Source organism: Acinetobacter nectaris CIP 110549 (assembly GCF_000488215.1).
In the GTDB taxonomy this organism is placed as follows: domain Bacteria; phylum Pseudomonadota; class Gammaproteobacteria; order Pseudomonadales; family Moraxellaceae; genus Acinetobacter; species Acinetobacter nectaris.
In genome coordinates, this window is record NZ_KI530712.1 from 1202066 (window position 1) to 1224241 (window position 22176).

Here is a 22176-nt window from a genome sequence, read left to right on the forward strand (position 1 = left end):
CACCTATTAAGATGTCTTGTCTGTAATTGATTCAATCATCAATTTATATGCATAAATATCATCAAAAATATATGACTTAGACTTACCTGTTTTTGCTTTTTCAGTTTGGCAATATGAAATCATTTGGTCTGTTGGAATCTTAGGTGCATAAACCAACTCTGGATTCTCAATTTTTTCGACCTTATCCATACTATCTTGTTTCAATAATGCACAAGCCTGCCATGTATGCCAGCATTCTTCAATAGATGCAATTCTATAAACATTGTCATCATCTTCTTGCTTCTGAGTTAAAATCTTTGCTGAACGATGTGGATGCTTTTTAATAATGTAGTCTTCAAAAGCAATACGCTCTTTATCTAAATTAAACATAATAATTACTTACTAAATTTTCATCTATTTACATCAACGATACTATATTACAAATAATAAAATTTAATGAATTCTTATATAAATTTTAACAAGTTTCTATTTTTCAAACCTTAATGAATCTCTCCCTAACAACCACAAGGGTAGATTTTTACCTTATACTTACTCTCGCTAGCTAACAGCCCGCTTATAGAGAATTGAATATGACCACGATTATCAAGCAAGAAGACTTGATCACTTCAGTCAAGGATGCACTGCAATTTATTTCTTACTATCACCCACAAGACTTCATTCAAGCAATGAGTCGTGCATATGACTATGAAGAAAATCAGGCAGCAAAAGATGCCATTGCACAAATTTTGATTAACTCTCGCATGTGTGCAGAAGGACACCGTCCAATCTGCCAAGATACAGGCATTGTTAACGTCTTTCTTGAAGTTGGGTTAGATGTGAAATTTGACCTTCAACTTAGCTTAGATGATGTAATTAATGAAGGCGTCCGCCAAGGCTACTTAGAAAACTCAAACATTTTACGCGCTTCTGTATTAGCAGACCCTGCCTTTGGTCGTAAAAATACAAAAGACAATACACCTGCGGTCATTCATTACAAGTTAGTACCAGGCAACAAGGTTGATATTACTGTTGCAGCAAAAGGTGGCGGCTCTGAAAACAAATCTAAGCTTGCAATGCTTAACCCATCCGATTCAATCGTAGACTGGGTGCTCAAAACTGTACCAACAATGGGTGCAGGATGGTGTCCACCGGGTATGCTAGGTATTGGTATTGGTGGTACTGCTGAAAAAGCCATGATGCTTGCAAAAGAAGCACTCATGGAAGAAATTAATATGCATGAACTACTGAAACGTGGGCCAAACAGTAAAATTGAAGAACTTAGAATCGAGATCTTTGAAAAAGTAAATGCGCTTGGCATTGGTGCTCAAGGCTTAGGCGGTTTAACTACTGTCTTAGATATTAAAATTAAAGACTATCCTTGCCATGCAGCAGGAAAACCTGTGGGTATGATTCCAAACTGTGCAGCAACACGCCATGCACACTTTCAACTCGATGGTTCAGGCCCTGCCCATATTCAAGCACCAAAACTTGATGATTATCCTGAAATTACATGGTCTACCTCTAAAGCAAAACGTGTAAATTTAGATACCATCACCCAAGAAGAAATGAATACTTGGCAGCCCGGCGATACTTTACTTCTAAATGGCACAATGTATACAGGGCGTGATGCAGCACACAAGCGCCTTGTTGAAATGATTGATCAAAATCAGCCTTTACCTGTCGACTTAAAAGGAAAATTTATCTATTACGTTGGTCCTGTCGACCCTGTAGGTAATGAAGTTGTTGGTCCTGCTGGTCCAACGACTGCAACACGTATGGATAAATTCACACGTAAAGTATTAGAGAATACTCAACTATTCGGCATGATTGGAAAAGCTGAACGTGGTCCAATGGCAATTGATGCAATAAGAGATAACCAAAGTACATATCTTATGGCAGTTGGTGGTGCGGCTTATCTTGTATCCAAAGCTATCCGTCAAGCTGAAGTTGTTGCTTTTGAAGATTTAGGTATGGAGGCAATTTACAAATTTGTTGTCGAAGATATGCCAGTTTCTGTTGCTGTAGATGTAAATGGTACATCTATACATGCAATCGCACCTAAAATTTGGCAAGAAAAAATTGGCAAAATCCCTGTGATTGATGCAATGTCTTGATAAATTCATAAGCTATACGAATAGACATCGTGTAAGTTACATGATGTCTACTTAATTCTAGTACACTAAATTGATTTCATATAGCAAATCATAGTATTTTAAATAAAAACATATTTATAAAATAGTTCAATATAATGAAAAGGCACTCAAAATGATGAAATTTATTAAACCACTCGCTCTTGGTATTCTTGCATCACAAATGATTTCAATCGCTTTTGCAAGCCCTGCACAAGTTACAACAGCACAAAAAATTGTTGATTTAACTCATTTAGAATCTGACTTTAATAATAATCTTAAAGATTTACAATCTATGTATTTAAATCAAGCTGTCACTTTAGTGAAGCAGCATACAGGACACCAAACACTGACTGCTCAAGATAATCAAGCGATAGAAAGAATTATTCAAGTCTATAATAAGAATACAACTACTATATCGAAATCATTAGATATCAAAAAAATTGGAACAGATATCTACCTAAAAAATTATTCAGAAGAAGAACTAAAAGCATACCAAAAATTCTTAGAAACTCCTGAAGGTGCATCTATTGTTCAAAAAATACCTATGTTTTCTGTAGTATTTAATCAGGAAGTCGCTAAATATACTCAAGCTATTAATGTACAGAACAGTATTAGTCAAAAAACAAATACTGAAGTCGGCCAAATTTTAGCAACACTTCCAAAATAATATTAATATTTAAAATTTTTAAATAAAAAGGCATATCAAAAGTAATATGCCTTTTTATATTCTTAAGTATGAATAAAAAATATAAATTTTTAAATTAATTAAATAGATAATAATTTTGACAAGTTTTAATTATATACTTTTATTTTAATAAAATTTAAATGGAAAAACCATGCTAAAAAAAATTCTTACCATTAGCCTTTTTACATTTTCACTCAGTACTTCAGTTTTTGCCTCTGCACCACAAGAAGCATCTATTAAACAAGCCATTGAACTTTCTCATGTTAGTGAAATACTTACCAAAACAATGGATGTAACAAATGCAACCTTTCATGAACAAGCAACACAGAGAGTAAAAAGAAGAACGGGGCATACTGAATTAACAGCCCAAGACATAGAAGCTGTAGATAAAATCTCAAAAATTATGAGTCAAAGTCTAAGCAACATGATGCAAACTATCAATATCACCCAACTTACAGAAAATGCATTTCGTAAATATTACACTGAAGAAGAACTGCAAGTTTATATTAAGTTTTTATCTAGCCCTGAAGGACAATCAATTAATAAAAAATCACCTCTTTTAATACAAGATGTTATGAAAACTTTCTCAGATACACTTCAAAATAATACAGGACTACAAACACAATTAAAATCTTCAGATAATGAGATTAAATCTATCATCAACAGTCTACCAAAAGCTGAGAATCAGAAAAAATAAATATGCATACTCCCCTCCCAATGGGGAGTATTTACTAATAACTTACGGAACTACATCAAAATTTTGCAGTCATGTTTTGTAATTAAACTACATTAGATAAAATACTCTACAGAGCTTTTTATTATGCAACTTAAAAGTATTCATCAAATTGTTTTATTACTAGGTGGAATTTTTCTCTGCCAGCTTAGTCAAGCAACTCCTGCCTCACAAGCATCTATAGACCAACTATTTAATACCTTACAAATAAAACAAAATACGCAAGCAATGGTTAAGCCACAAGAGCTAAAACTTCTTGGTCTAGATAAAGAATCTTTTTGGAATAGTGTTGAACCTCAATTAAAAACACTTTATAAAAACAATTTATCAGAAGAGGAAATTCAAGCATTAGATCGATTCTATCAAACGCCTGAAGGAAGAAGTTTATCTGAAAAAATGCCGCAGCTTAGCCAGCAGACATATAAAGTTGTCATCAAAAATATGATGAATAATAGTAATATTAGTAAAGGACTTTTTAATGTTCTTGGTATTGATCAATAATGTTTTATCGCTCTTTACTTAAATGTTATTTATAATAAAAATATTCATTTCATCTTAAATACTAACTTTCTAAGGATAACAGATGATTAAAAGATATCTTACATCTGCTTCAGTAGCCTTTTTATTTGCTGCTATAAATACAACATCAATACAAGCAGCCTCACCTACAGAAGAGCTTTTAAGCCTCACCAATGTTCAAGGCACATTAAACCATACCTTCGACAGTATTCTACCCATGTATAAACAACAAGCCATTCAGCTTGTACAGCAACATACAGGGCATACAAGCTTTACTGCAAGAGATCAGCAGGCTGTAGAAAGAATTACACAAAGTATGTTAGCCAACTCTCAAGCATATTTACAACGCATGAACATTATGCAAAGTATTCAAGGTGTTTATGCAACTTACTATACAGACCAAGAAATTCAGGCATATGTTAAATTCCTAAAGTCACCTGAAGGACGCTCTATTATGAGCAAACAAAACCAATTAAACACAGCCGTAGAGCAACAAATTGCAATGGCTATATCTACCGTTGCAAAAAGCCCAGGGTTTCAGCAAAAAATTGCACAAGATACGCAAACGATTTTGGCAGAGCTACCTCGTAGATAATAAAAAGCGTGCTATAAAAGCACGCTTTTTAAAACACCTAAACTCGCCTATGCTGACTTTGAGTCAACAACTTTAAGTTCAGATTTTTCTACTACATGTTCTACATCTTTTTTAGGCTGGCGCTCTTTTTTAAACTCAGGTTGAGCTCCTTTACTTACCACATCATCATTTACCACAACTGTGCCTACATCGGTACGGCTTGGTAAATCATACATGGTTTCAAGTAACACATTTTCTAAAATAGAACGTAACCCACGTGCACCTGTATTGCGATCTAAAGCTTTCTTAGCAACAGCACGTAAAGCAGATGTTTCAAAAATTAAGTCAACATCTTCCATATCGAACAAGTGTTGATACTGGCGTGTTAAAGCATTCTTTGGCTCTGTAAGAATTTGCATAAGTGCTTCTTCATCAAGCTCTTCAAGCGTTGCTAAAACAGGTAAACGACCAATAAATTCAGGAATTAAACCAAATTTAACAAGATCAGTTGCTTCAACTTGACTAAAGAGTTCAGATACCAGTTTCGTATCATCCTTTTTCTTCACTTCCGCGTTAAAGCCAATACCGCCCTTTTCTTGACGTTGTTGTACAATCTTCTCTAACCCAGCAAACGCACCACCACAAATAAACAATATATTTGAGGTATCTACTTGAATAAGCTCTTGTTGCGGATGCTTACGCCCACCTTGTGGTGGAATAGATGCAACAGTCCCTTCAATCATTTTTAAAAGTGCTTGTTGTACACCTTCACCAGATACATCACGTGTAATAGATGGATTTTCAGCTTTACGCGTAATCTTATCAATCTCATCAATGTAAATAATGCCTTTTTGAGCCTTTTCTACATCGTAGTCTGATTTTTGCAAAAGCTTTTGAACAATGTTTTCAACATCTTCACCTACATAACCTGCTTCTGTAAGCGTTGTTGCATCTGCCATTGCAAATGGTACATCTAGTAAACGAGCAAGTGTTTGTGCAAGTAATGTTTTACCTGAGCCCGTTGGGCCAACCAATAAAATATTACTTTTTGCGATTTCTACATCATCATTTTGATATTCTACTTCAGATGCTTTTAAACGCTTATAATGGTTATATACTGCAACTGATAGTGTTTTCTTCGCAGTGTCTTGCCCAATTACATATTGATCAAGTGCCGCACGAATTTCATGTGGCTTTGGAAGTGGCTTATTTGCCCATTCTCCTGAATCAACTTGTTGACTGGTTTGAACTAAATCTAGGCATACGTCCACACATTCATTACAAATGTATGCGTCCTCACCTGCGATTAGCTTACCCACTTCAGCTTGTGTTTTTCCGCAAAATGAACAATGTTTTTGTCCTTGAGGATTGTCGGACATACTTACTCCAATAACTAATTCTTAACTTATGGGCGTTTATTTAATACAGCATCTACAAGACCATACTCTTGTGCTGCTTGAGCAGTCATGAAGTTATCACGATCTGTATCACGCGCAAGAGTTTCATAGTCTTGCCCACTATGCTCTGCCATTAAACGGTTCAAACGTTCTTTAATAAATAGAATTTCGCGCGCATGAATTTCAATATCAGATGCTTGCCCACGGAAGCCACCTAATGGCTGATGGATCATAACACGTGCATTTTCCAAGCAATAACGCTTACCTTTTGCACCAGCATTTAATAAGAAAGCACCCATAGATGCTGCTTGTCCCATGCAAATTGTAGATACATCTGGTTTAATAAACTGCATTGTATCGTAAATTGCCATACCTGCTGTTACTGAACCACCAGGAGAATTAATATAAAGGTGTATGTCTTTATCTGGGTTTTCAGCTTCTAAAAATAACATCTGTGCGACAATCAAATTCGCCATGTTATCTTCAACTTCACCCGTTAAGAAAATTACACGTTCACGTAACAAACGAGAGAAAATATCAAAAGAACGTTCTCCACGAGAAGATTGTTCAACAACCATCGGAACAAGCGCATTTTCTATATTTGGAACATACATGAGTTATTTATTCCTAAAATTTTTGTTACTTACTTACGATAACAATATGAGGGATATTTGCTAAAATTGCAAAAATATTCCTTGTTTTAATTTTGAATATTTTTAAAAGTTAAAGTTTATTTTATACAAAATTAACAAACGAACAGCAACATAAAAAAAGGCGCAATTGAGCGCCTTTTTATCAATACAAGAACTTAACCTTGTTGTTGACGAGCTTGTTGCTCTTTTAATAACTCTTCATAAGAAACTGATGTTTCAGTTACTTTTGCAGTAGCTAAGATATGATCAACGACTTGATCTTCTAAAATAACAGCTTCAATTTGTGAACGTTGTTGCTTGTCATTTTTGAAGTATTCAATCACTTCCGTTGGATCTTCATAAGAAGAAGCCATATCTGCAATATATGCATCAACACGTGCAGGATCTACTTCTAGTTTAGCATCAGCAAGTACTGTGCTTACAAGTACACCTAATTTCACAGAACGTTCAGCTTGTTCTTTGAATAAGTCATCTGGAAGCATGCTTGAATCAAATGCTTTTGCACCTTCAGCACCAAACTGTTGTGTAAACTGTTGAATCATTTGCTGACGTTGACGGTCAATTTCTTGAGCAACCATAGCAGATGGTAATTCAACTTCATTTGCTGCAACAAGTGCATCAAAAGTTGCTGCTTTAATTTGGTTACGTAGACCATTTTTCACTTCACGTTCCATATTTTTGCGAACATCAGCTTTTAATTTTTCTACGCCATCTTCTTCAGTTAAACCAAAAGTTTCTAAGAATTCAGCATCAATTTCTGGAAGCTTAGGCTTTTCAACTTTTTTCACATTAATTTTGAATTGCGCTTGCTTACCTGCAAGGTTTTCAGCTTGGTAATCTTCTGGGAAAGTAACATCAATTACTTTTTCTTCCCCATTTTTCATACCAATAATGCCATCTTCAAAACCAGGAATCATTTGACCAGAACCTAACACAAGTGTGTAGTCTTGTGCAGCGCCGCCTTCAAACTTTTCACCGTCAATTGAACCTTCAAAATCGAAAGTTACTTGCATGTCTTTTTTAGCCATACCTTTGGTATTAGCCCAAGTTTGACGTTGCTTACGTAAGTTCTCGATCATTTGATCTACATCTTTATCATTAATTTCAGATGTTTTACGTTCAACTTCTAAGCCATCAAATGCTTTAACTTCAACTTCTGGATATACTTCCACAGTTGCTTCGTATACTAAAGCATCTTCTTTGTTCTCAACTTTTTCGATATTTGGCATACCAACAGCATTAATTTTTTCTTGTTGGATTGCTTCAAATACAGTGTCACGGATAACGTCATTGACAACTTCTTGATAAACACTTGCACCATATTCACGGCGTACAACATTCATCGGAACTTTACCCGGACGGAAGCCGTTGATTTTCGCAGTTTTGGCAGTGCGCTTCAGACGAGCTTCAAATTGCTCGTTAATACGAGTCGTCGGTACAGATACGTTTAAACGACGGGCAACACCCGAAACCGCTTCAGTCGTTACTTGCATGGCTTCCTCTATTTACTTAACTGGTTAGTAGTAACAATTTTTAAAAAGTGCCACATTATATTCTATAGCAACAAGATATACAAAGTTTTGCTCATTTTTTGTATTTAGTAGCACACTTTACAAATATGTAGATCAAATTTCATACTGCATATTTAACTTAAATAAGAATTAATAACATTTAAATTATTGATGAATAATAATTCTTATTTCAATAAAAGTTATTGTTAAATAAAATGAACTCTATATTACTAATATTTATATTTTTTTTATAAAAAATACTACTTTTCATACAATTTTCATTCATTTAAGTTACTTAACGTATAGCTAACTTAACAATAATCATTATTATTTAGAAAATACTTACATTCATTTACGAGTAAAACATGTCATTTATAAAGACTCGCAAAAAAATTGTTACCTCAACAATTGCCTCTTCCCTCTCTATTATTGCAGGCCATGCAATTGCTCAAGATAATACAAATCAACTACCTACAATAGATTTGCACTCTTCTGCTGCTGTCGACTATGACGATACACAAAGCTTTAAAACAGATAAGTCTTCAAATTCAAAATATGTTGCCCCACTTTTAGATACTCCTAAAAGCGTAAATGTAATCTCACAAAAATTATTAGCAGATACTAACTCCAACACCCTTACGGAAGCATTACAAAACACACCAGGCGTTACACTTGCTGCGGGTGAAGGCGGAACACCATTTACAGATATGCCATATATTCGTGGCTATAGCGCACAATCATCAATTTATATAGATGGTATTCGAAACTCAGTATCTCAAAACCGTGATATGTTCGATGTTGAAAAAGTTGAAGTCACTAAAGGTTCTAGTTCTGCAATTTCTGGTGGTGGTGGTGCAGGCGGTAGCATTAACCTCATCACAAAAGAAGCACATGCAGGCGATAAATATGAAGGTACAATTGCAGGTGGTACAGCCGATTACCGACATATTAGCTTAGATGCAAACAAAGACTTTGGTAATGGTATTGCAGGTCGTGTTGTTGTTATGGGTCACCAAAATGATAAACCTGGTGAACAAAATGGCGCTGAGTATAATCGTATAGGTATTGCACCAAGCATTGTCTTTGGTCTAGGTACGCCAACAAGAGCACGTTTAAGCTATTACTACATACAAAGCGATGACAAACCCGATGCAGGTATTCCATTCCCAACAACAGGTGGTGCACCTTACAATGTAGCAAGAGGAACTTACTACGGTTGGAAAGGAAGGGACTTCGACCGTCGTCAAAATCAGGTTGGAACATTTAAGTTAGATCATGACTTTAATGACGATCTGAACCTATCCAATACCTTTAACTACAACTACGCATCTAGCAATTACATTATGACGAATCCAGATGATTCTCAGGGTAATATTAGCAAGTATGGAAGTGTTTTCCGCCGCGCTGTTAGCCAGATTTCTTCGACCAATGCATATAGCGATCAAATGGCACTATCAGGAAAGTTTAATACTGGTGGCATAAAACATAGCTTTAGCACAGGTGCGGACTGGACATATCAAGAAACAGATACTGGTATTTATTCATTTAATGGATTTAATCCCAACAAAAGTTTAGATATTCAAGATCAAACAAATAATGGTAGCTCTGAAAGCTGTAAAAATCCAAACCTAGGATATTGTACAACTTTAAACAACCCAAACCCTTACGATACTTATAGTGACAAAGCAACGGCCGTTAAAGACTTTGCAACAACACGCAACCGTAATGTAGGTTTATATGCTTTAGATAGCATAGAATTTACCCCGCAATGGCTATTAAACTTAGGATTACGTTGGGATCAATTTAATACAAGTATTAAGTATAACTACCCAATAACTCTACGAGGCACACAATATACAGCTGGACAAGGTGCATCTAATAATAAAAGCTTCTTCTCTTATCAAGCAGGTTTAGTATTTAAACCAACTGAAAATGGCAGTATTTATGCAAGTTTTGCAACCTCTGCTATTCCAGTTGGTTCAGATCAATTCGACCAAACAGCAACAAGTGCAATTATTTCAGCAAATGATTTGAAACCTGAAGAAGCCCGTACTTATGAGGTAGGTACAAAGTGGAATGTTCTAGATAACAAGGCAAACTTAACTGCTGCAGTATTTAGAACTGAGAAACAAAATACACGTATCGGTGTTACAAATACAACAACAGGTATCACAACACTTTCAAATGTAGGGACAAGTCATGTAAATGGCTTTGAACTCGGACTTAATGGTAATCTAACTGATAAATGGGATATTTCAGCAGGATACAGTTACTTAGACAGCAAGCTTACTAGAACTTCTCCTGACCTTAAATCTCTTGCAGGGTTAGGCAAAGCACTTCCTTATGTTTCAAAAAACAGTGCTACTTTATGGACAACGTATAAAGTGCTACCAAAACTGACTGTTGGCATTGGCTCACAATACAATGAGCGCTCTGTTGTATCTTATGTTGCAAATAGTTCACTACCAAAATATATTCCAACTTATACCATCTACAACACGATGCTGAAATATAATGTGAATGACAATATTAACTTACAACTTAACGTAAACAATATTACAGACAAACGCTACTACTCTACTGGCCACTATCACTATGCAATGCAAGGTGATGGGCGTAATGCAGTACTTGCCTTGAACTTTAAATACTAATCAAAACTACATAAAAAAGCCCATCATTAAAAATGATGGGCTTTTTTATAATAGCAATATTATTTCTTAACAACCTCAATTGGCCCATGATTGTCACAATGACCATCGTGTTGATGATGCAAATGACCATCTACTAAATAGTCTATATGATCCCCATGAGGTACAGCCTCATGACCACAATCTGGTCCATGTACATGACCTTTTTCATGCCCTGAACATTCATGTCCTTGCGTGCATTCTGCAGGATTTTTTCCGTCTACAGAAATTTTATGTTCCTCTTTCGAGTCACTTTGTAAATGACCATTAACCAAATAGTCTACATGGTCTTCATGCTTAATTGCTGTATGCCCACAACTTTCGCCATGAACATGATTTTTTTCAATACTCATTTACACAACCCTCATTATAATTTGAACATTTTATATACTACACATCTACATTAGCATAAAATTTAATTGTTGCAATCTCACACCTACCCAAAATTAATTTACTTATTTTTTATAAAAAGAAAGTTTCCGATGTAGAAATTTAGAGTTTTATTTCCATAGCAACAATATCAATTTCTCAGATCCAAAAATTATCATTCTTGTATACAACTCTAAAAATAGATCAAAGCCACAAATAGATAAATATAGTTTTTAACTAATAGTTTTATTAAGAATTCCTTAGGTTAATTTACTCAACATTGTTAGTTTCAATCAAAAATTAAATTACAAACTGTTTCTACAATACAATTACATCATAAATATCAATAATATAAATAAAAGATCTATATAAAATTATATTTTGCAAATAAAAGTAATTATCATTTATAATAACATTATCAATACATAGATTAACAATTTGTCTTTATGAATACTTTATTCATACATGAGAGTTTCAAGAAATGAAGAAAACTATTAAAAAACGTAGTTATACAGCTCAAACTGTAGCACTTGCAATTACACTACCTAATCTTGCATTTGCTGCTGGAAATATTACAGACCTACCCACTATTGAAAGTTCTTCACACACAGACAATAGCTACTATAAAAAGAACAGCTCATCAGATAAACGTGCACAATCTATATTAAATACACCTAGAACAACTCAGGTTATTACTGAAAAAACCCTAAAAGAACAAAACTTACTTTCTTTACAAGATGCCCTCTCCACAACCCCTGGAATTTCTTTTGGAGCAGGTGAAGGTGGCGGTGGTTACGGCGATAAAATTACACTACGTGGTTATGATGCAACCAGTAATATTACTGCGGATGGTCTTCGAGATACGGCTTTAACAACTCGCAGTGACTTATTCAACTATGAAGCGGTAGAAGTCACAAAAGGTGCTAACTCCGTTGAAAATGGCGCAGGACAAGTCAGTGGTGGCATCAATCTTGTCACTAAATCTCCAAAAGATCATGATTTTAATAACCTTTCTGTAGGTCTAGGTACAGATGACTACACACGTATTACAGGTGACTTCAATAAAGTTATCAATGATGACGTTGCATTTCGCCTAAATGTCATGGGACATAAAAACACATACCCTGGACGTGATGAAGAATTGAAACGTTGGGGTATCGCACCTTCTATTTCTTTTGGTATTGGCGAAAATACAAAAGCAACCCTTTCATATGTACATCAAGAAGATAACAACGACCCACAGTATGGTGTGCCATACTATAATGGACATGCAGTACCAGGTATCTCTAATAAAAATAACTATGGCTATACAGACCTAGATAATATCCGTATTACCAATAATACTGGTTTATTAAAAGTAAAAAGTGAAATCACTGACAATATTAAATTTAACTCTGTCACTCGCCTAAGCGACATACACCAAATCTCTACTATTTCAGCACCACAAGGAACGTTTTGTCTTGCAAATGGTATGGCACCAACGGCTTACACCAATGCCAACACAACTGGTTATGTTAAATGTACAGCTTCTGGACAGTACATTGTAAGTGGACCACGTGGGTTCAAAAGAGATACCGAAACAAAGCAACTCGCAAATGACAGTAATTTCAAAATTAATTTTGGTTCAGAGCATATTAGAAATACTCTTATTATTGGCGGTGGTTTTAGCCAAGAAGACTATACACTCAAAAGTGGTAGCTACTTAAATAATGCTAATGGTTCAACAAGTACACGTCCAAATATGGATATTTACAACCCAAATCATGTTTGGAATAACACTACAAACTATATTCAAGCAGATAGTCGCAGTGGATCAGGTAGCTTAGACACTTATTACGGTTATATTTTTAATAACACTAAATTTGGTTCGCATTGGTTACTTGATTTAGGCGCACGTTACGACCGTACAGACGGTGTATATCGTGATATCAATGGTGCGGTTACTGGTTCACAGAATGCCAATCTATTTAGCTATAATGGTGCAATCACTTTTAAACCAACCCATTCAACAAGCTTATATATTAGCTATGCTAACTCTCAAAAACCAACCATTGGTATAGCGAGCGAAACATGTACAAGTAGTGCAGCAAATAATACATGTAATGTTAAACCAGAAAGTGCTGTTACTTATGAAATAGGCGCAAAATGGGAAGTAAACCCTAACCTACTTCTTACAATTGCAGGGTTTAGAAATGAGCGTAATAAAGTACGAATCCAAGGCGCAGATGGCTTTAACTACGTGCTAGATGGTAAAAACTATGTAAATGGTGTTGAGGCTGGTCTTGTTGGAAATATTACACCAAACTGGGATATTACAGCGAGTATGGCTTGGATGAAAGGCAAGTTTAATCAAACTGCCGCTAATGGAGTTCAGGACTTCTCTAAAGGAGACTATGTCACACAAGTTCCAGAATACTCGGGAAGTGTATGGACAACTTACAAATTAAATAGTCAATGGCAAGTTGGATACGGCGCAACATATCAAGGTAAAATGTACCTAAGTACACATACTTCAGCAAACAACCAAACTGCACAGGTAAAATCTGAAGATTACTTATTACATAACGCATCAATTACATACGCAATGAATAAGAGTTTAAATTTCCAACTCATTGGACGCAATCTTGCCAATAAAGTTTACTATACTCATATTCGTAACAATGGTTGGGCTATGCCAGGCGAAGGGCGACAAGCTGTGTTTAATATTAACTATAATTTCTAATAGTTATTGGAAGTATCAAAAAGCGTTTGCTACTCTAAAGAGCAGCAAACGCTTTATATTTTTTAGAGATTCTTATGCTTATACATGTGCCACAATTACTGACTCTAGATAAAATCAATGAATGCAGAAAAATCTTAGAAGTAGCACCATGGGTTGATGGAAAAACTACAGCAGGACACCAATCTGCAGAATTAAAAAACAATTTACAGCTACCACCAGATTGCGAAGAAAGTCTATTTCTCGGACAAACAATTTCACAAGCGCTCAAAAGCAATCCAACAGCATTTAGCGCCTCGCTACCTAAAACAATTCTTCCGCCAATGTTTAACTGCTACCAAAATAGTGGTCACTTTGGTAATCACATTGATAATGCCATTCGCCATCATAGCCTAACCAATACATACATGCGTACAGATGTTTCATGCACTGTGTTTCTTACAAACCCAGACGAATATGAAGGTGGAGAACTTATTATTGAAGATACCTATGGTACACATAGCGTCAAACTTCCTGCAGGAGATGCAATTTTATATCCATCAACAAGCTTACACCAAGTCACACCCGTAACTCGTGGTGCACGTATCTCTTCATTTTTTTGGATCCAAAGCTTTATTCAATCTGATGCGCAAAGACGAATGATGTTTGAACTTGATCAATCTATCCAATCACTTACACAACAATTAGGCAACAACCATGATGATGTTGTGAAACTGACAGGTTTGTACCATAATTTATTGCGACAATGGAGCGATATGTAAGATCAATAAATAGAGTACTTATAAATTATGACAATTCAGCCACCACTGACCAAAATCCCGCCTCATTTGCTCACGCTCTTAGATTATGAAAAGCAGGCACAAAATCACCTGCCTGCATCCTATTGGGCATACTTACAAAGTGGTGCAATGAATGAAGTTAATTTAAAAAGAAACCTACAACAGTTTGCTGATATCAGTATTTTACCCCGTGTTTTGAACGACCTCACACACGGCAATACACGCTGTAAAATCTTTGGACAACACTACCCCCACCCTATTTTTCTTGCACCGATTGGTCATCAAGCACTATTCCATCCCGATGCAGAACAAGCAACGGCATTAGCTGCCGAAGTGATGCAAAGTAATATTATTTTAAGTACATTTACCAATACACCACTACGAGCACTTAAAAAAGAAAACCCTTTCAAATGGTTTCAACTTTACTGGCAAGGTAACAGAGAAAAATCATTACAACTCATTCGACTCGCAGAAGAACATGACTACAAAGCCATTGTCATTACAGTAGATGCGCCACACAAAGGTATTAGAGACACTGAAAGACATGCACAGTTTGACCTTCCTGCAAATATGCATCACCCTCACACGAAAACACATTTGGTCGCAGAAAATTTGCAACCACACCAACATCCACTTTTTGATGGTCTGATGCAACTTGCACCGAAATGGGCAGATATTGCGTGGCTAATTCAGCAAACAAAATTGCCTGTCGTTTTAAAAGGGATTCAACATCCTGCCGATGCCAAAATTTCCATAGAACAAGGTGTTCAAGGGATCATTGTTTCCAATCATGGTGGACGTGTTTTAGACACTACCCCCACGACACTTTCATCACTACAAAAAATTCGTCAAGTTGTACCACACAACTATCCTCTTTTACTCGATGGTGGTATTCGACGCGGAACCGATGTCTTTAAAGCAATTGCTTATGGTGCAAATGCCGTGTTAATTGGACGACCATACATCTATGGTCTCGCAACAGCGGGGGCTTTGGGTGTAGCACATGTGATTCGGACACTCAAAGAGGAGTTCGAAATTACAATGGCTTTAGCAGGAACAGCTACCTTAGAGGATATTTGTTTAGATTACATTGCCTCAGAAAATTATTGACAGCTTTTTAAATATCACTTAATTTAGGCATACACCCCCCTAAAACTTACTCCCTAATAAAATTAGATTGTCTATCTATATAGATGATACAGACAGCCTAATGCCACAAATTTAATAATGTAGCTTTGCAATAACTCTACCCATCATGCAGGGCTACGAACAGGAGTACTTCAAATGTTGGCTGACCCAAGCACAAAATACCGTCGCATGTATCAACGTGTTGACTTGCCAGATCGTCAGTGGCCAAATAAAGAAATTACACAGGCCCCTATTTGGATGAGCACGGATCTGCGTGATGGGAACCAAGCAATTTTTGAACCAATGGACATCGAACAAAAATTTAAAATGTTCCAAATGCTTGTCAAAATTGGTTTTAAACACATTGAAATTGGTTTTCCATCTGCATCTCAAATAGATTTTGACTTTACAAGAAAACTCATCGAAGAAAACCACATTCCTGAAGATGTATACATCGAGGTTCTTGTACAAGCACGCGACCATTTAATTGCACGTACTTTTGAAGCACTCCAAGGTGCAAAGCGTGCAATTGTGCATATTTATAACTCGAATTCGCCAACATTTCGTGAAAAAGTACTCAATGTAGATATTGCTGGTGCAAAAAAACTTGCAACCAATGCTGCTGAAAAAGTTAAAGAATATGCAGCAAAACAACCTGAAACAGAATGGGTTTTCCAGTATAGCCCTGAATGCTTCTCTGCTACAGAATTAGAAGTTGCAAAAGATGTTTGTGATGCAGTGACAGAAATTTGGGATGCACGTCCAGAACAAAAAGTGATTTTAAACCTTCCTGCAACCGTTGAAGTTTCAGGTCCAAATGTCTATGCAGACCAAATTGAATGGATGCACCGTAACTTAGCACGTCGTGATGGTGTAATCATTTCTGTGCATTGCCACAACGACCGTGGCTGCGGTATTGCAGCATCTGAGCTTTCCATCTTAGCAGGTGCAGACCGTGTCGAAGGCTGTGTATTTGGTAATGGTGAACGTACAGGTAATGTCGACATTGCCGCAATTGCCTTAAATATGTATACACAAGGGGTTTCTCCAAAGTTAGATTTCTCAAACATTAACGAAATCATTGCAACTGTTGAGGAATGCACAGGACTTCCTGTTCACCCACGCCACCCATATGCAGGCGACCTTGTATTTACAGCATTTTCAGGCTCGCACCAAGATGCAATTAAAAAAGGTTTTGAATTCCAAAAAAATCAAGAAGTTTGGGATATGCCTTACTTACCAATCGACCCTAAAGATTTAGGTCGTGACTATGATGCTGTCATTCGTGTAAACAGCCAATCAGGTAAAGGCGGAATTGCTTACTTATTAGAGTCGAACTTTAATGTGACATTGCCTCGTCGTGTACAAATTGAATTTAGTCAAATTGTGCAGGCGCATACAGACAATACTGCAAAAGAAATTACAGCAGACGAAATTTGGAAGCTTTTCAAAGCGACTTATGTCGATATCAAAGACAAACACTACAGTGCAAAAACATATCGTCTTTCTACAGAAAACAATGACCAAGTGATTGATCTAGAAATTGAAGTAAATGGTGAAACGCAGCACTTACAAGGTCGTGGTAATGGCCCAATTTCAGCAATTATCAATGCACTCAAACTTCCAATTGATGTCTTAAATTATGAAGAGCGCAGTATTAGCTCTGGTGCAGATGCAAAAGCTTTGGCCTTACTTGAAATTCAAGTGAAAGGCAGTGGACGCAGCGCATTTGCAGCAGGTATTCATAGCAATACGATTACCTCACCAATTGAAGCCATTATTGCATGTACTAACCGCTTAATTGACCAAGGTGTTCTCAGCACATCAGATATTATTTCTGAAGCTGTTTAGCAAAAATAGTTATTTTAAAAGGATACCCAAGTTGGTATCCTTTTTATTACTCATGATTTAAAAAAATAAGGCGATTCATACACGTGTCTTTTGCATCTGATTCAGTGGGTATCGTAACTCCACAAAAATATTCTTTTGAACAACCTCTCGAACTCGAGTGTGGCCGTGTTTTACCACGTTTTGAACTGATGGTTGAGACATATGGTGAACTTAATGAAACAAAATCGAATGCCATTTTAATTTGTCATGCACTCTCTGGGCATCATCATGCTGCGGGTTATCATCATGAAGATGACAAAAAACCCGGTTGGTGGGATGCATGTATTGGGCCCAATAAAGCAATAGATACCAATAAATTCTTTGTTGTTGCAGTGAATAATATTGGTGGATGTCATGGTTCTACAGGACCTATTTCACCAAACCCTGAAAATGATAACTTACCGTATGGCCCCGACTTCCCACTTGTGACCGTACGAGACTGGGTACGCACACATATTTTACTGTCAGACCAACTCGGTATAGATAAATGGTATGCCATTGTTGGTGGCTCGCTCGGTGGCATGCAAGCACTTCAGTGGTCAATCGACTACCCTGACCGCCTTGAACGCTGTGCAATTATTGCCAGTGCACCAAAACTTTCTGCACAAAATATTGCATTTAATGAAGTTGCAAGACAATCCATTTTGTCAGATCCAGACTTTCATCATGGTCAATACTTGTCTAAAGACAGCTATCCAAGACGAGGTCTTATTCTTGCACGTATGGTTGGTCATATTACCTACCTTTCCGAAGAAGCCATGAAACAGAAATTCGGACGTGACTTAAAATCTGGCAAGTTTATGTATGGCTTTGACGTAGAATTCCAAGTCGAGAGCTACTTACGTTATCAAGGTGAGCGCTTTAGCCGTAACTTTGATGCGAATACATACCTTATTATGACCAAAGCACTTGATTACTTTGACCCTGCACGTGAATATGAGTCATCACTTACCAAAGCTTTAGCCAATACAAAATGTCGCTTTCTTGTCATTTCCTTTACAACAGACTGGCGCTTTAGCCCTAAACGATCCGAAGAAATTGTGAATGCACTCATTACCAATCACAAACCTGTCAGTTATGTAGACATTGATGCCGAGCAAGGACATGACTCCTTTTTATTTCCGATTCCACTCTATGTAAATACGCTACGTGCATTTCTAGGAGGAGAAGCTCACCTTCGTTCCGCAAGTACATTTCAGGAGCCTAAATAATGCGTTTAGACCAACAACTAGCAGAAAAGTGGATTAGTCCTGGTTCAAAAGTACTCGACTTAGGTTGTGGCGATGGCGAGCTCCTTGCACATATGAGCAAAAAACATAATATTAGTGCATATGGACTCGAAATAGATCAAGAAAAGATTGCAATTGCCGTCAGTCGAGGGTTAAATATCATACAACAAGACCTCAACATTGGCTTACATCGCTTTGATGACCAGAGCTTTGACTATGTCGTTATGGCACAAGCTTTGCAAGCAGTTGATGCACCTGATGTTTTATTACGGGATATGGTCCGTGTAGGGAAACAAGCAATTATTACCTTCCCCAACTTTGCGCATTGGAAGACTCGCTCTTACCTTGCACTTAAAGGAAGAATGCCTGTATCTAATGCACTACCTTATATGTGGTACAACACGCCCAATATCCATTTGTGTACTTTCCGTGACTTTGAAGCACTTTGTGCCGAAAATAATATTCGGATTATTAATCGACTTGCTGTCAATGTAACCCAAAAAGACAGCTTACTCAGCAAAAAAGTTCCAAATTTATTTGCTGAAGTCGCTATTTATCGAGTGAGCGCTCTATGAAGAAATTTTTTGTAAGTACCCTGCTGTTTGGACTGTCTGTGCTGTCACATGCAGACTATTTGCTTACTACACCGCAACAGCAGCAACCTAGTGCTGCTTCACAAGCTGCACGTTATTCAACAATGAATATTAACGACTTATTAACTGAAGCAAATGCAGGACAAGCTGCTGCTCAGTTTTATGTAGCAACACATTACCAATTTGGTAAAGGTGTACAAAAAGACTTAGGTCAAGCATTTTCTTGGTATAAGAAAGCTGCCGATCAGGGTATTCCTTCTGCACAATTAAATGTTGGCCGTATGCTAGCAGATGGTATTGGTACAAACAAAAATATGATTTTGGCTCGCACTTACTTAGAAAAAGCAGCAAGCCATGGCGATAACCGTGCTAGCTTTAACTTAGCACTGATGGAAGAGCAGAAAAAAGATTATATGGGTGCATACCAATGGTATGAACTTTCAACACGTGATGGCATGTTAGATAACAAAGTGATTAACATGTCTGAAAACAAAAAAACTGCACTTGCAGCAAACTTGACACCAGATCAAATTCGTCAAGCAGTTGACCGTGCTGATAAATGGATTCAAGCACAATAATCTATTTCTCAGCTCACTCATAAAACAGCACTTACGTGCTGTTTTTTTATGCCTCAAACATTACTAGATAAGTTGTCAACGCTCACTCATTTTGTGCATAATCAAAATAATTTTTATTCAAATAATGCTTTCATATGACACAATCGACATGGCTAGATGCAGGTGAGCTAATACTTGCAAGTAACAACAAGGGAAAAATTGCAGAGTTTGAAACACTCTTTCAAGATTTAAATTTGCCTATTAAGGTTACACCACAAGGTCAACTAAATATTCCAGATGCCATTGAAGATGGACTCAGCTTTATAGAGAATGCCATTTTAAAAGCACGTCATGCCTCTAAAATTGCAGGGAAACCTGCAATTGCCGATGACTCTGGGCTATGTGTGCCATTGCTAGGCGGCGCACCGGGCATCTACTCTGCACGTTATGCAGGTGATCATGGCAATGATACTGCCAATAATCAAAAACTCATCTCTGAACTGCATACCTACCGCGATACACACCAACCTATTCAAGGTATGTTTGTCTGTGTTTTGGCATTTGTTGAACATGCCGATGATCCTCTACCACAAATTTTCCAAGGTACTTGGCAAGGTGAAATACTCCCTGAAATTCGTGGCGAAAATGGTTTTGGCTATGACCCACTCTTTTGGTTACCTGAACTTAATAAAACCAGTGCAGAACTGACCAAATCAGATAAAAACAAAATTAGCCATCGTGGCCAAGCAATGCAAAAGTTTCGCGAGAGTTTAATTGCTACTCACACTAAATAAACCAATGCAAAAGCAATCATGATAATCATACTCGTGATTGTACCTGCTGCAATATAACGTGCGGAATGCCCTGTTCCCTGATAATGGGTTTCGATCGCAACAATATTTGCAGCAGGAGGTAAGCAAAATAAGAAGAATAAAACAGCAATATGTTCCTTAAAATATATAACAGGCAGTGCAAAGTAGCATAGTGAACAAACCACTACTCCCATGATGAGCTTATAAAACATCACTTTGAGGCTAAACTTTAGGTCGGAAAAACTTACTTTTGTTTGACTGAGCCAAATGCCTAAAATTGCCATTCCCGCAAAAACCATTCCAAACTTCGCAAAAGCATATAACTCAGTAACCCAGCGACCTAAATGCCAGTTTTGAACACCAAGTAATCTACATAGTAGCGCTACGATCAACGCAATTACTGGCGGAGACTGCAAAAGTTTTTGCGCTGTTTGCTTGAGAGAGCGTATCTCTGTGCTTACTGCATTCACAGCCCAAACATTACCAAAAATTGAACCTCCAATGTATAAGGCAATCATTGGAGCACTCACAGATGGGCCAAAAATAAGTAGTGAAAAAGGAAAACCAAGCCAGCCAATATTGACATAGCTGCCACATAATGCCACAAGACGATCTTTAAATATAAACACTAAAAAAATATAAGAAATGGTTGCAGCAGCACAACTAAAAAGCATCAGCGAGAAGCTACCTGCTTGGTAGTAAACCATATTATAAATAATCACAAATGGTATAAAAAATCTTGCCAGACTGCTTGCAAGCCATTTTTTTAGCGTATCTACAAATGTATACGGCGAGCTTACCCAACCAAATAAGAAAGCAACAAGTGGCAGTAATATAGACATTTTATACATCACCTTTTTTATAATAACTTTTCTTTATCACATATTTAACAATTTCAAACAAGACAATCTTCAAACAAAAAACATTATACTTTTCCTTAAAATGAAACAAAATTGTCATCTAAGTGTCACGCTAAACTGCTGAGATAGTCACAAATTTTAGGAGAACGAAATGGCTGGCTTATCAATTTGGCATGTAATTATTTTTTTAATAGTCGTGGTTCTACTTTTCGGCACATCAAAGCTTAAAAACTTAGGTAAAGATGTTGGCGGTGCTGTGAAAGACTTTAAAAAATCGATGAGTGAAGATGAAACCAATCACTCACTTAAAGAACCACGTACTGTAAATGCAGATCCTGTAAAAACTGCTTCTTCTGCAAAAACTGAGTAA

General features: G+C 36.7%; 21 protein-coding genes. 15 read left to right on the forward strand and 6 right to left on the reverse strand.

Translation table 11 applies throughout. From position 1 onward, the window contains the following. Positions 1-6: 6 nt before the first annotated feature. The gene (locus tag P256_RS05905; RefSeq protein ID WP_023272779.1) at positions 7-369 is read right to left on the reverse strand and encodes a hypothetical protein; all 363 of its coding nucleotides are present in this window, start codon (positions 367-369) and stop codon (positions 7-9) included. Between the two features lie 200 nt (positions 370-569). Between P256_RS05905 and P256_RS05910 the strand changes: the two genes are divergently transcribed. The 5 genes from P256_RS05910 (at position 570) to P256_RS05930 (ending at position 4643) form a co-directional block, all read left to right on the forward strand. Further along, entirely contained in the window at positions 570-2093 is a 1524-nt protein-coding gene (locus P256_RS05910) for a fumarate hydratase (RefSeq protein ID WP_023272780.1), read from the forward strand. Positions 2094-2244: 151 nt separating this feature from the next. Further along, entirely contained in the window at positions 2245-2778 is a 534-nt protein-coding gene (locus tag P256_RS05915; protein ID WP_023272781.1) for a DUF2059 domain-containing protein, read from the forward strand. A 169-nt stretch (positions 2779-2947) separates the two neighbouring features. Then, on the forward strand, positions 2948-3493 hold the full coding sequence (locus P256_RS05920) for a DUF2059 domain-containing protein (RefSeq protein WP_023272782.1): 546 nt from the start codon (positions 2948-2950) through the stop codon (positions 3491-3493). Between the two features lie 123 nt (positions 3494-3616). Next, the gene (locus tag P256_RS05925; RefSeq protein WP_023272783.1) at positions 3617-4030 is read left to right on the forward strand and encodes a DUF2059 domain-containing protein; all 414 of its coding nucleotides are present in this window, start codon (positions 3617-3619) and stop codon (positions 4028-4030) included. Between the two features lie 82 nt (positions 4031-4112). Continuing rightward, positions 4113-4643: a DUF2059 domain-containing protein gene (locus P256_RS05930; protein ID WP_023272784.1), complete on the forward strand. Its 531-nt coding sequence runs from the start codon at positions 4113-4115 to the stop codon at positions 4641-4643. Positions 4644-4690: 47 nt separating this feature from the next. Here P256_RS05930 and clpX read toward each other — a convergent pair whose 3' ends face one another. From clpX to tig, 3 genes are all read right to left on the reverse strand, one after another. After that, entirely contained in the window at positions 4691-6001 is a 1311-nt protein-coding gene (gene clpX / locus P256_RS05935) for an ATP-dependent protease ATP-binding subunit ClpX (protein WP_023272785.1), read from the reverse strand. Between the two features lie 26 nt (positions 6002-6027). After that, a complete protein-coding gene (gene clpP / locus P256_RS05940; RefSeq protein ID WP_023272786.1) occupies positions 6028-6633 on the reverse strand; it encodes an ATP-dependent Clp endopeptidase proteolytic subunit ClpP in 606 nt (201 codons plus the stop codon). 194 nt (positions 6634-6827) lie between these two features. Further along, positions 6828-8165, reverse strand: a complete 1338-nt coding sequence (gene tig / locus P256_RS05945) for a trigger factor (protein WP_023272787.1) — start codon at positions 8163-8165, stop codon at positions 6828-6830. 383 nt (positions 8166-8548) lie between these two features. Here tig and P256_RS05950 point away from each other — a divergent pair, with 383 nt between their 5' ends. Next, the gene (locus tag P256_RS05950; RefSeq protein WP_023272788.1) at positions 8549-10834 is read left to right on the forward strand and encodes a TonB-dependent receptor; all 2286 of its coding nucleotides are present in this window, start codon (positions 8549-8551) and stop codon (positions 10832-10834) included. Between the two features lie 59 nt (positions 10835-10893). Here P256_RS05950 and P256_RS05955 read toward each other — a convergent pair whose 3' ends face one another. Next, positions 10894-11223: a hypothetical protein gene (locus tag P256_RS05955; RefSeq protein ID WP_023272789.1), complete on the reverse strand. Its 330-nt coding sequence runs from the start codon at positions 11221-11223 to the stop codon at positions 10894-10896. A gap of 497 nt (positions 11224-11720) precedes the next feature. Here P256_RS05955 and P256_RS05960 point away from each other — a divergent pair, with 497 nt between their 5' ends. From P256_RS05960 to rdgB, 8 genes are all read left to right on the forward strand, one after another. After that, positions 11721-13961, forward strand: a complete 2241-nt coding sequence (locus P256_RS05960; protein ID WP_023272790.1) for a TonB-dependent receptor — start codon at positions 11721-11723, stop codon at positions 13959-13961. Between the two features lie 74 nt (positions 13962-14035). Continuing rightward, positions 14036-14719 carry a Fe2+-dependent dioxygenase gene (locus P256_RS05965; protein WP_023272791.1) on the forward strand — a complete coding sequence of 228 codons (684 nt, stop codon included), beginning with the start codon at positions 14036-14038 and terminating at the stop codon, positions 14717-14719. 27 nt (positions 14720-14746) lie between these two features. Continuing rightward, complete coding sequence (locus P256_RS05970) at positions 14747-15847, forward strand: alpha-hydroxy acid oxidase (protein WP_023272792.1); 1101 nt, start codon at positions 14747-14749, stop codon at positions 15845-15847. Positions 15848-16021: 174 nt separating this feature from the next. Next, a complete protein-coding gene (leuA, locus tag P256_RS05975) occupies positions 16022-17716 on the forward strand; it encodes a 2-isopropylmalate synthase (protein ID WP_023272793.1) in 1695 nt (564 codons plus the stop codon). Positions 17717-17799: 83 nt separating this feature from the next. After that, a complete protein-coding gene (gene metX / locus P256_RS05980) occupies positions 17800-18966 on the forward strand; it encodes a homoserine O-succinyltransferase MetX (RefSeq protein ID WP_023272794.1) in 1167 nt (388 codons plus the stop codon). Further along, a complete protein-coding gene (gene metW / locus P256_RS05985) occupies positions 18966-19559 on the forward strand; it encodes a methionine biosynthesis protein MetW (RefSeq protein WP_023272795.1) in 594 nt (197 codons plus the stop codon). The genes metX and metW overlap by 1 nt, the downstream gene beginning before the upstream one ends. After that, positions 19556-20155 (forward strand): tetratricopeptide repeat protein, encoded by a 600-nt coding sequence (locus P256_RS05990; RefSeq protein WP_023272796.1) that lies wholly within the window; start codon positions 19556-19558, stop codon positions 20153-20155. The genes metW and P256_RS05990 overlap by 4 nt, the downstream gene beginning before the upstream one ends. Positions 20156-20289: 134 nt before the next feature. Next, the gene (gene rdgB / locus P256_RS05995) at positions 20290-20928 is read left to right on the forward strand and encodes an RdgB/HAM1 family non-canonical purine NTP pyrophosphatase (protein WP_023272797.1); all 639 of its coding nucleotides are present in this window, start codon (positions 20290-20292) and stop codon (positions 20926-20928) included. Here rdgB and P256_RS06000 read toward each other — a convergent pair. Further along, complete coding sequence (locus P256_RS06000; RefSeq protein WP_023272798.1) at positions 20916-21788, reverse strand: AEC family transporter; 873 nt, start codon at positions 21786-21788, stop codon at positions 20916-20918. The two genes, rdgB and P256_RS06000, sit on opposite strands and share 13 nt — an antisense overlap. Positions 21789-21957: 169 nt before the next feature. On the opposite strand from P256_RS06000, the gene tatA reads away from it, so the two are divergent. Then, complete coding sequence (tatA, locus tag P256_RS06005) at positions 21958-22176, forward strand: Sec-independent protein translocase subunit TatA (protein WP_023272799.1); 219 nt, start codon at positions 21958-21960, stop codon at positions 22174-22176.

Bases quoted from the DNA above. Each gene is read 5' to 3' on its own strand.
- P256_RS05960 (WP_023272790.1), top strand. From the start codon at position 11,721: ATGAAGAAAACTATTAAAAAACGTAGTTATACAGCTCAAACTGTAGCA.
- P256_RS05950 (WP_023272788.1), top strand. From the start codon at position 8,549: ATGTCATTTATAAAGACTCGCAAAAAAATTGTTACCTCAACAATTGCC.
- P256_RS05930 (WP_023272784.1), top strand. From the start codon at position 4,113: ATGATTAAAAGATATCTTACATCTGCTTCAGTAGCCTTTTTATTTGCT.
- P256_RS05920 (WP_023272782.1), top strand. From the start codon at position 2,948: ATGCTAAAAAAAATTCTTACCATTAGCCTTTTTACATTTTCACTCAGT.
- P256_RS05965 (WP_023272791.1), top strand. From the start codon at position 14,036: ATGCTTATACATGTGCCACAATTACTGACTCTAGATAAAATCAATGAA.
- P256_RS05925 (WP_023272783.1), top strand. From the start codon at position 3,617: ATGCAACTTAAAAGTATTCATCAAATTGTTTTATTACTAGGTGGAATT.
- P256_RS05905 (WP_023272779.1), bottom strand. From the start codon at position 369: ATGTTTAATTTAGATAAAGAGCGTATTGCTTTTGAAGACTACATTATT.
- clpX (WP_023272785.1), bottom strand. From the start codon at position 6,001: ATGTCCGACAATCCTCAAGGACAAAAACATTGTTCATTTTGCGGAAAA.
- rdgB (WP_023272797.1), top strand. From the start codon at position 20,290: ATGACACAATCGACATGGCTAGATGCAGGTGAGCTAATACTTGCAAGT.
- metW (WP_023272795.1), top strand. From the start codon at position 18,966: ATGCGTTTAGACCAACAACTAGCAGAAAAGTGGATTAGTCCTGGTTCA.
- P256_RS05910 (WP_023272780.1), top strand. From the start codon at position 570: ATGACCACGATTATCAAGCAAGAAGACTTGATCACTTCAGTCAAGGAT.
- P256_RS05970 (WP_023272792.1), top strand. From the start codon at position 14,747: ATGACAATTCAGCCACCACTGACCAAAATCCCGCCTCATTTGCTCACG.
- tig (WP_023272787.1), bottom strand. From the start codon at position 8,165: ATGCAAGTAACGACTGAAGCGGTTTCGGGTGTTGCCCGTCGTTTAAAC.
- leuA (WP_023272793.1), top strand. From the start codon at position 16,022: ATGTTGGCTGACCCAAGCACAAAATACCGTCGCATGTATCAACGTGTT.
- P256_RS05955 (WP_023272789.1), bottom strand. From the start codon at position 11,223: ATGAGTATTGAAAAAAATCATGTTCATGGCGAAAGTTGTGGGCATACA.
- P256_RS06000 (WP_023272798.1), bottom strand. From the start codon at position 21,788: ATGTCTATATTACTGCCACTTGTTGCTTTCTTATTTGGTTGGGTAAGC.
- clpP (WP_023272786.1), bottom strand. From the start codon at position 6,633: ATGTATGTTCCAAATATAGAAAATGCGCTTGTTCCGATGGTTGTTGAA.
- P256_RS05915 (WP_023272781.1), top strand. From the start codon at position 2,245: ATGATGAAATTTATTAAACCACTCGCTCTTGGTATTCTTGCATCACAA.
- tatA (WP_023272799.1), top strand. From the start codon at position 21,958: ATGGCTGGCTTATCAATTTGGCATGTAATTATTTTTTTAATAGTCGTG.
- P256_RS05990 (WP_023272796.1), top strand. From the start codon at position 19,556: ATGAAGAAATTTTTTGTAAGTACCCTGCTGTTTGGACTGTCTGTGCTG.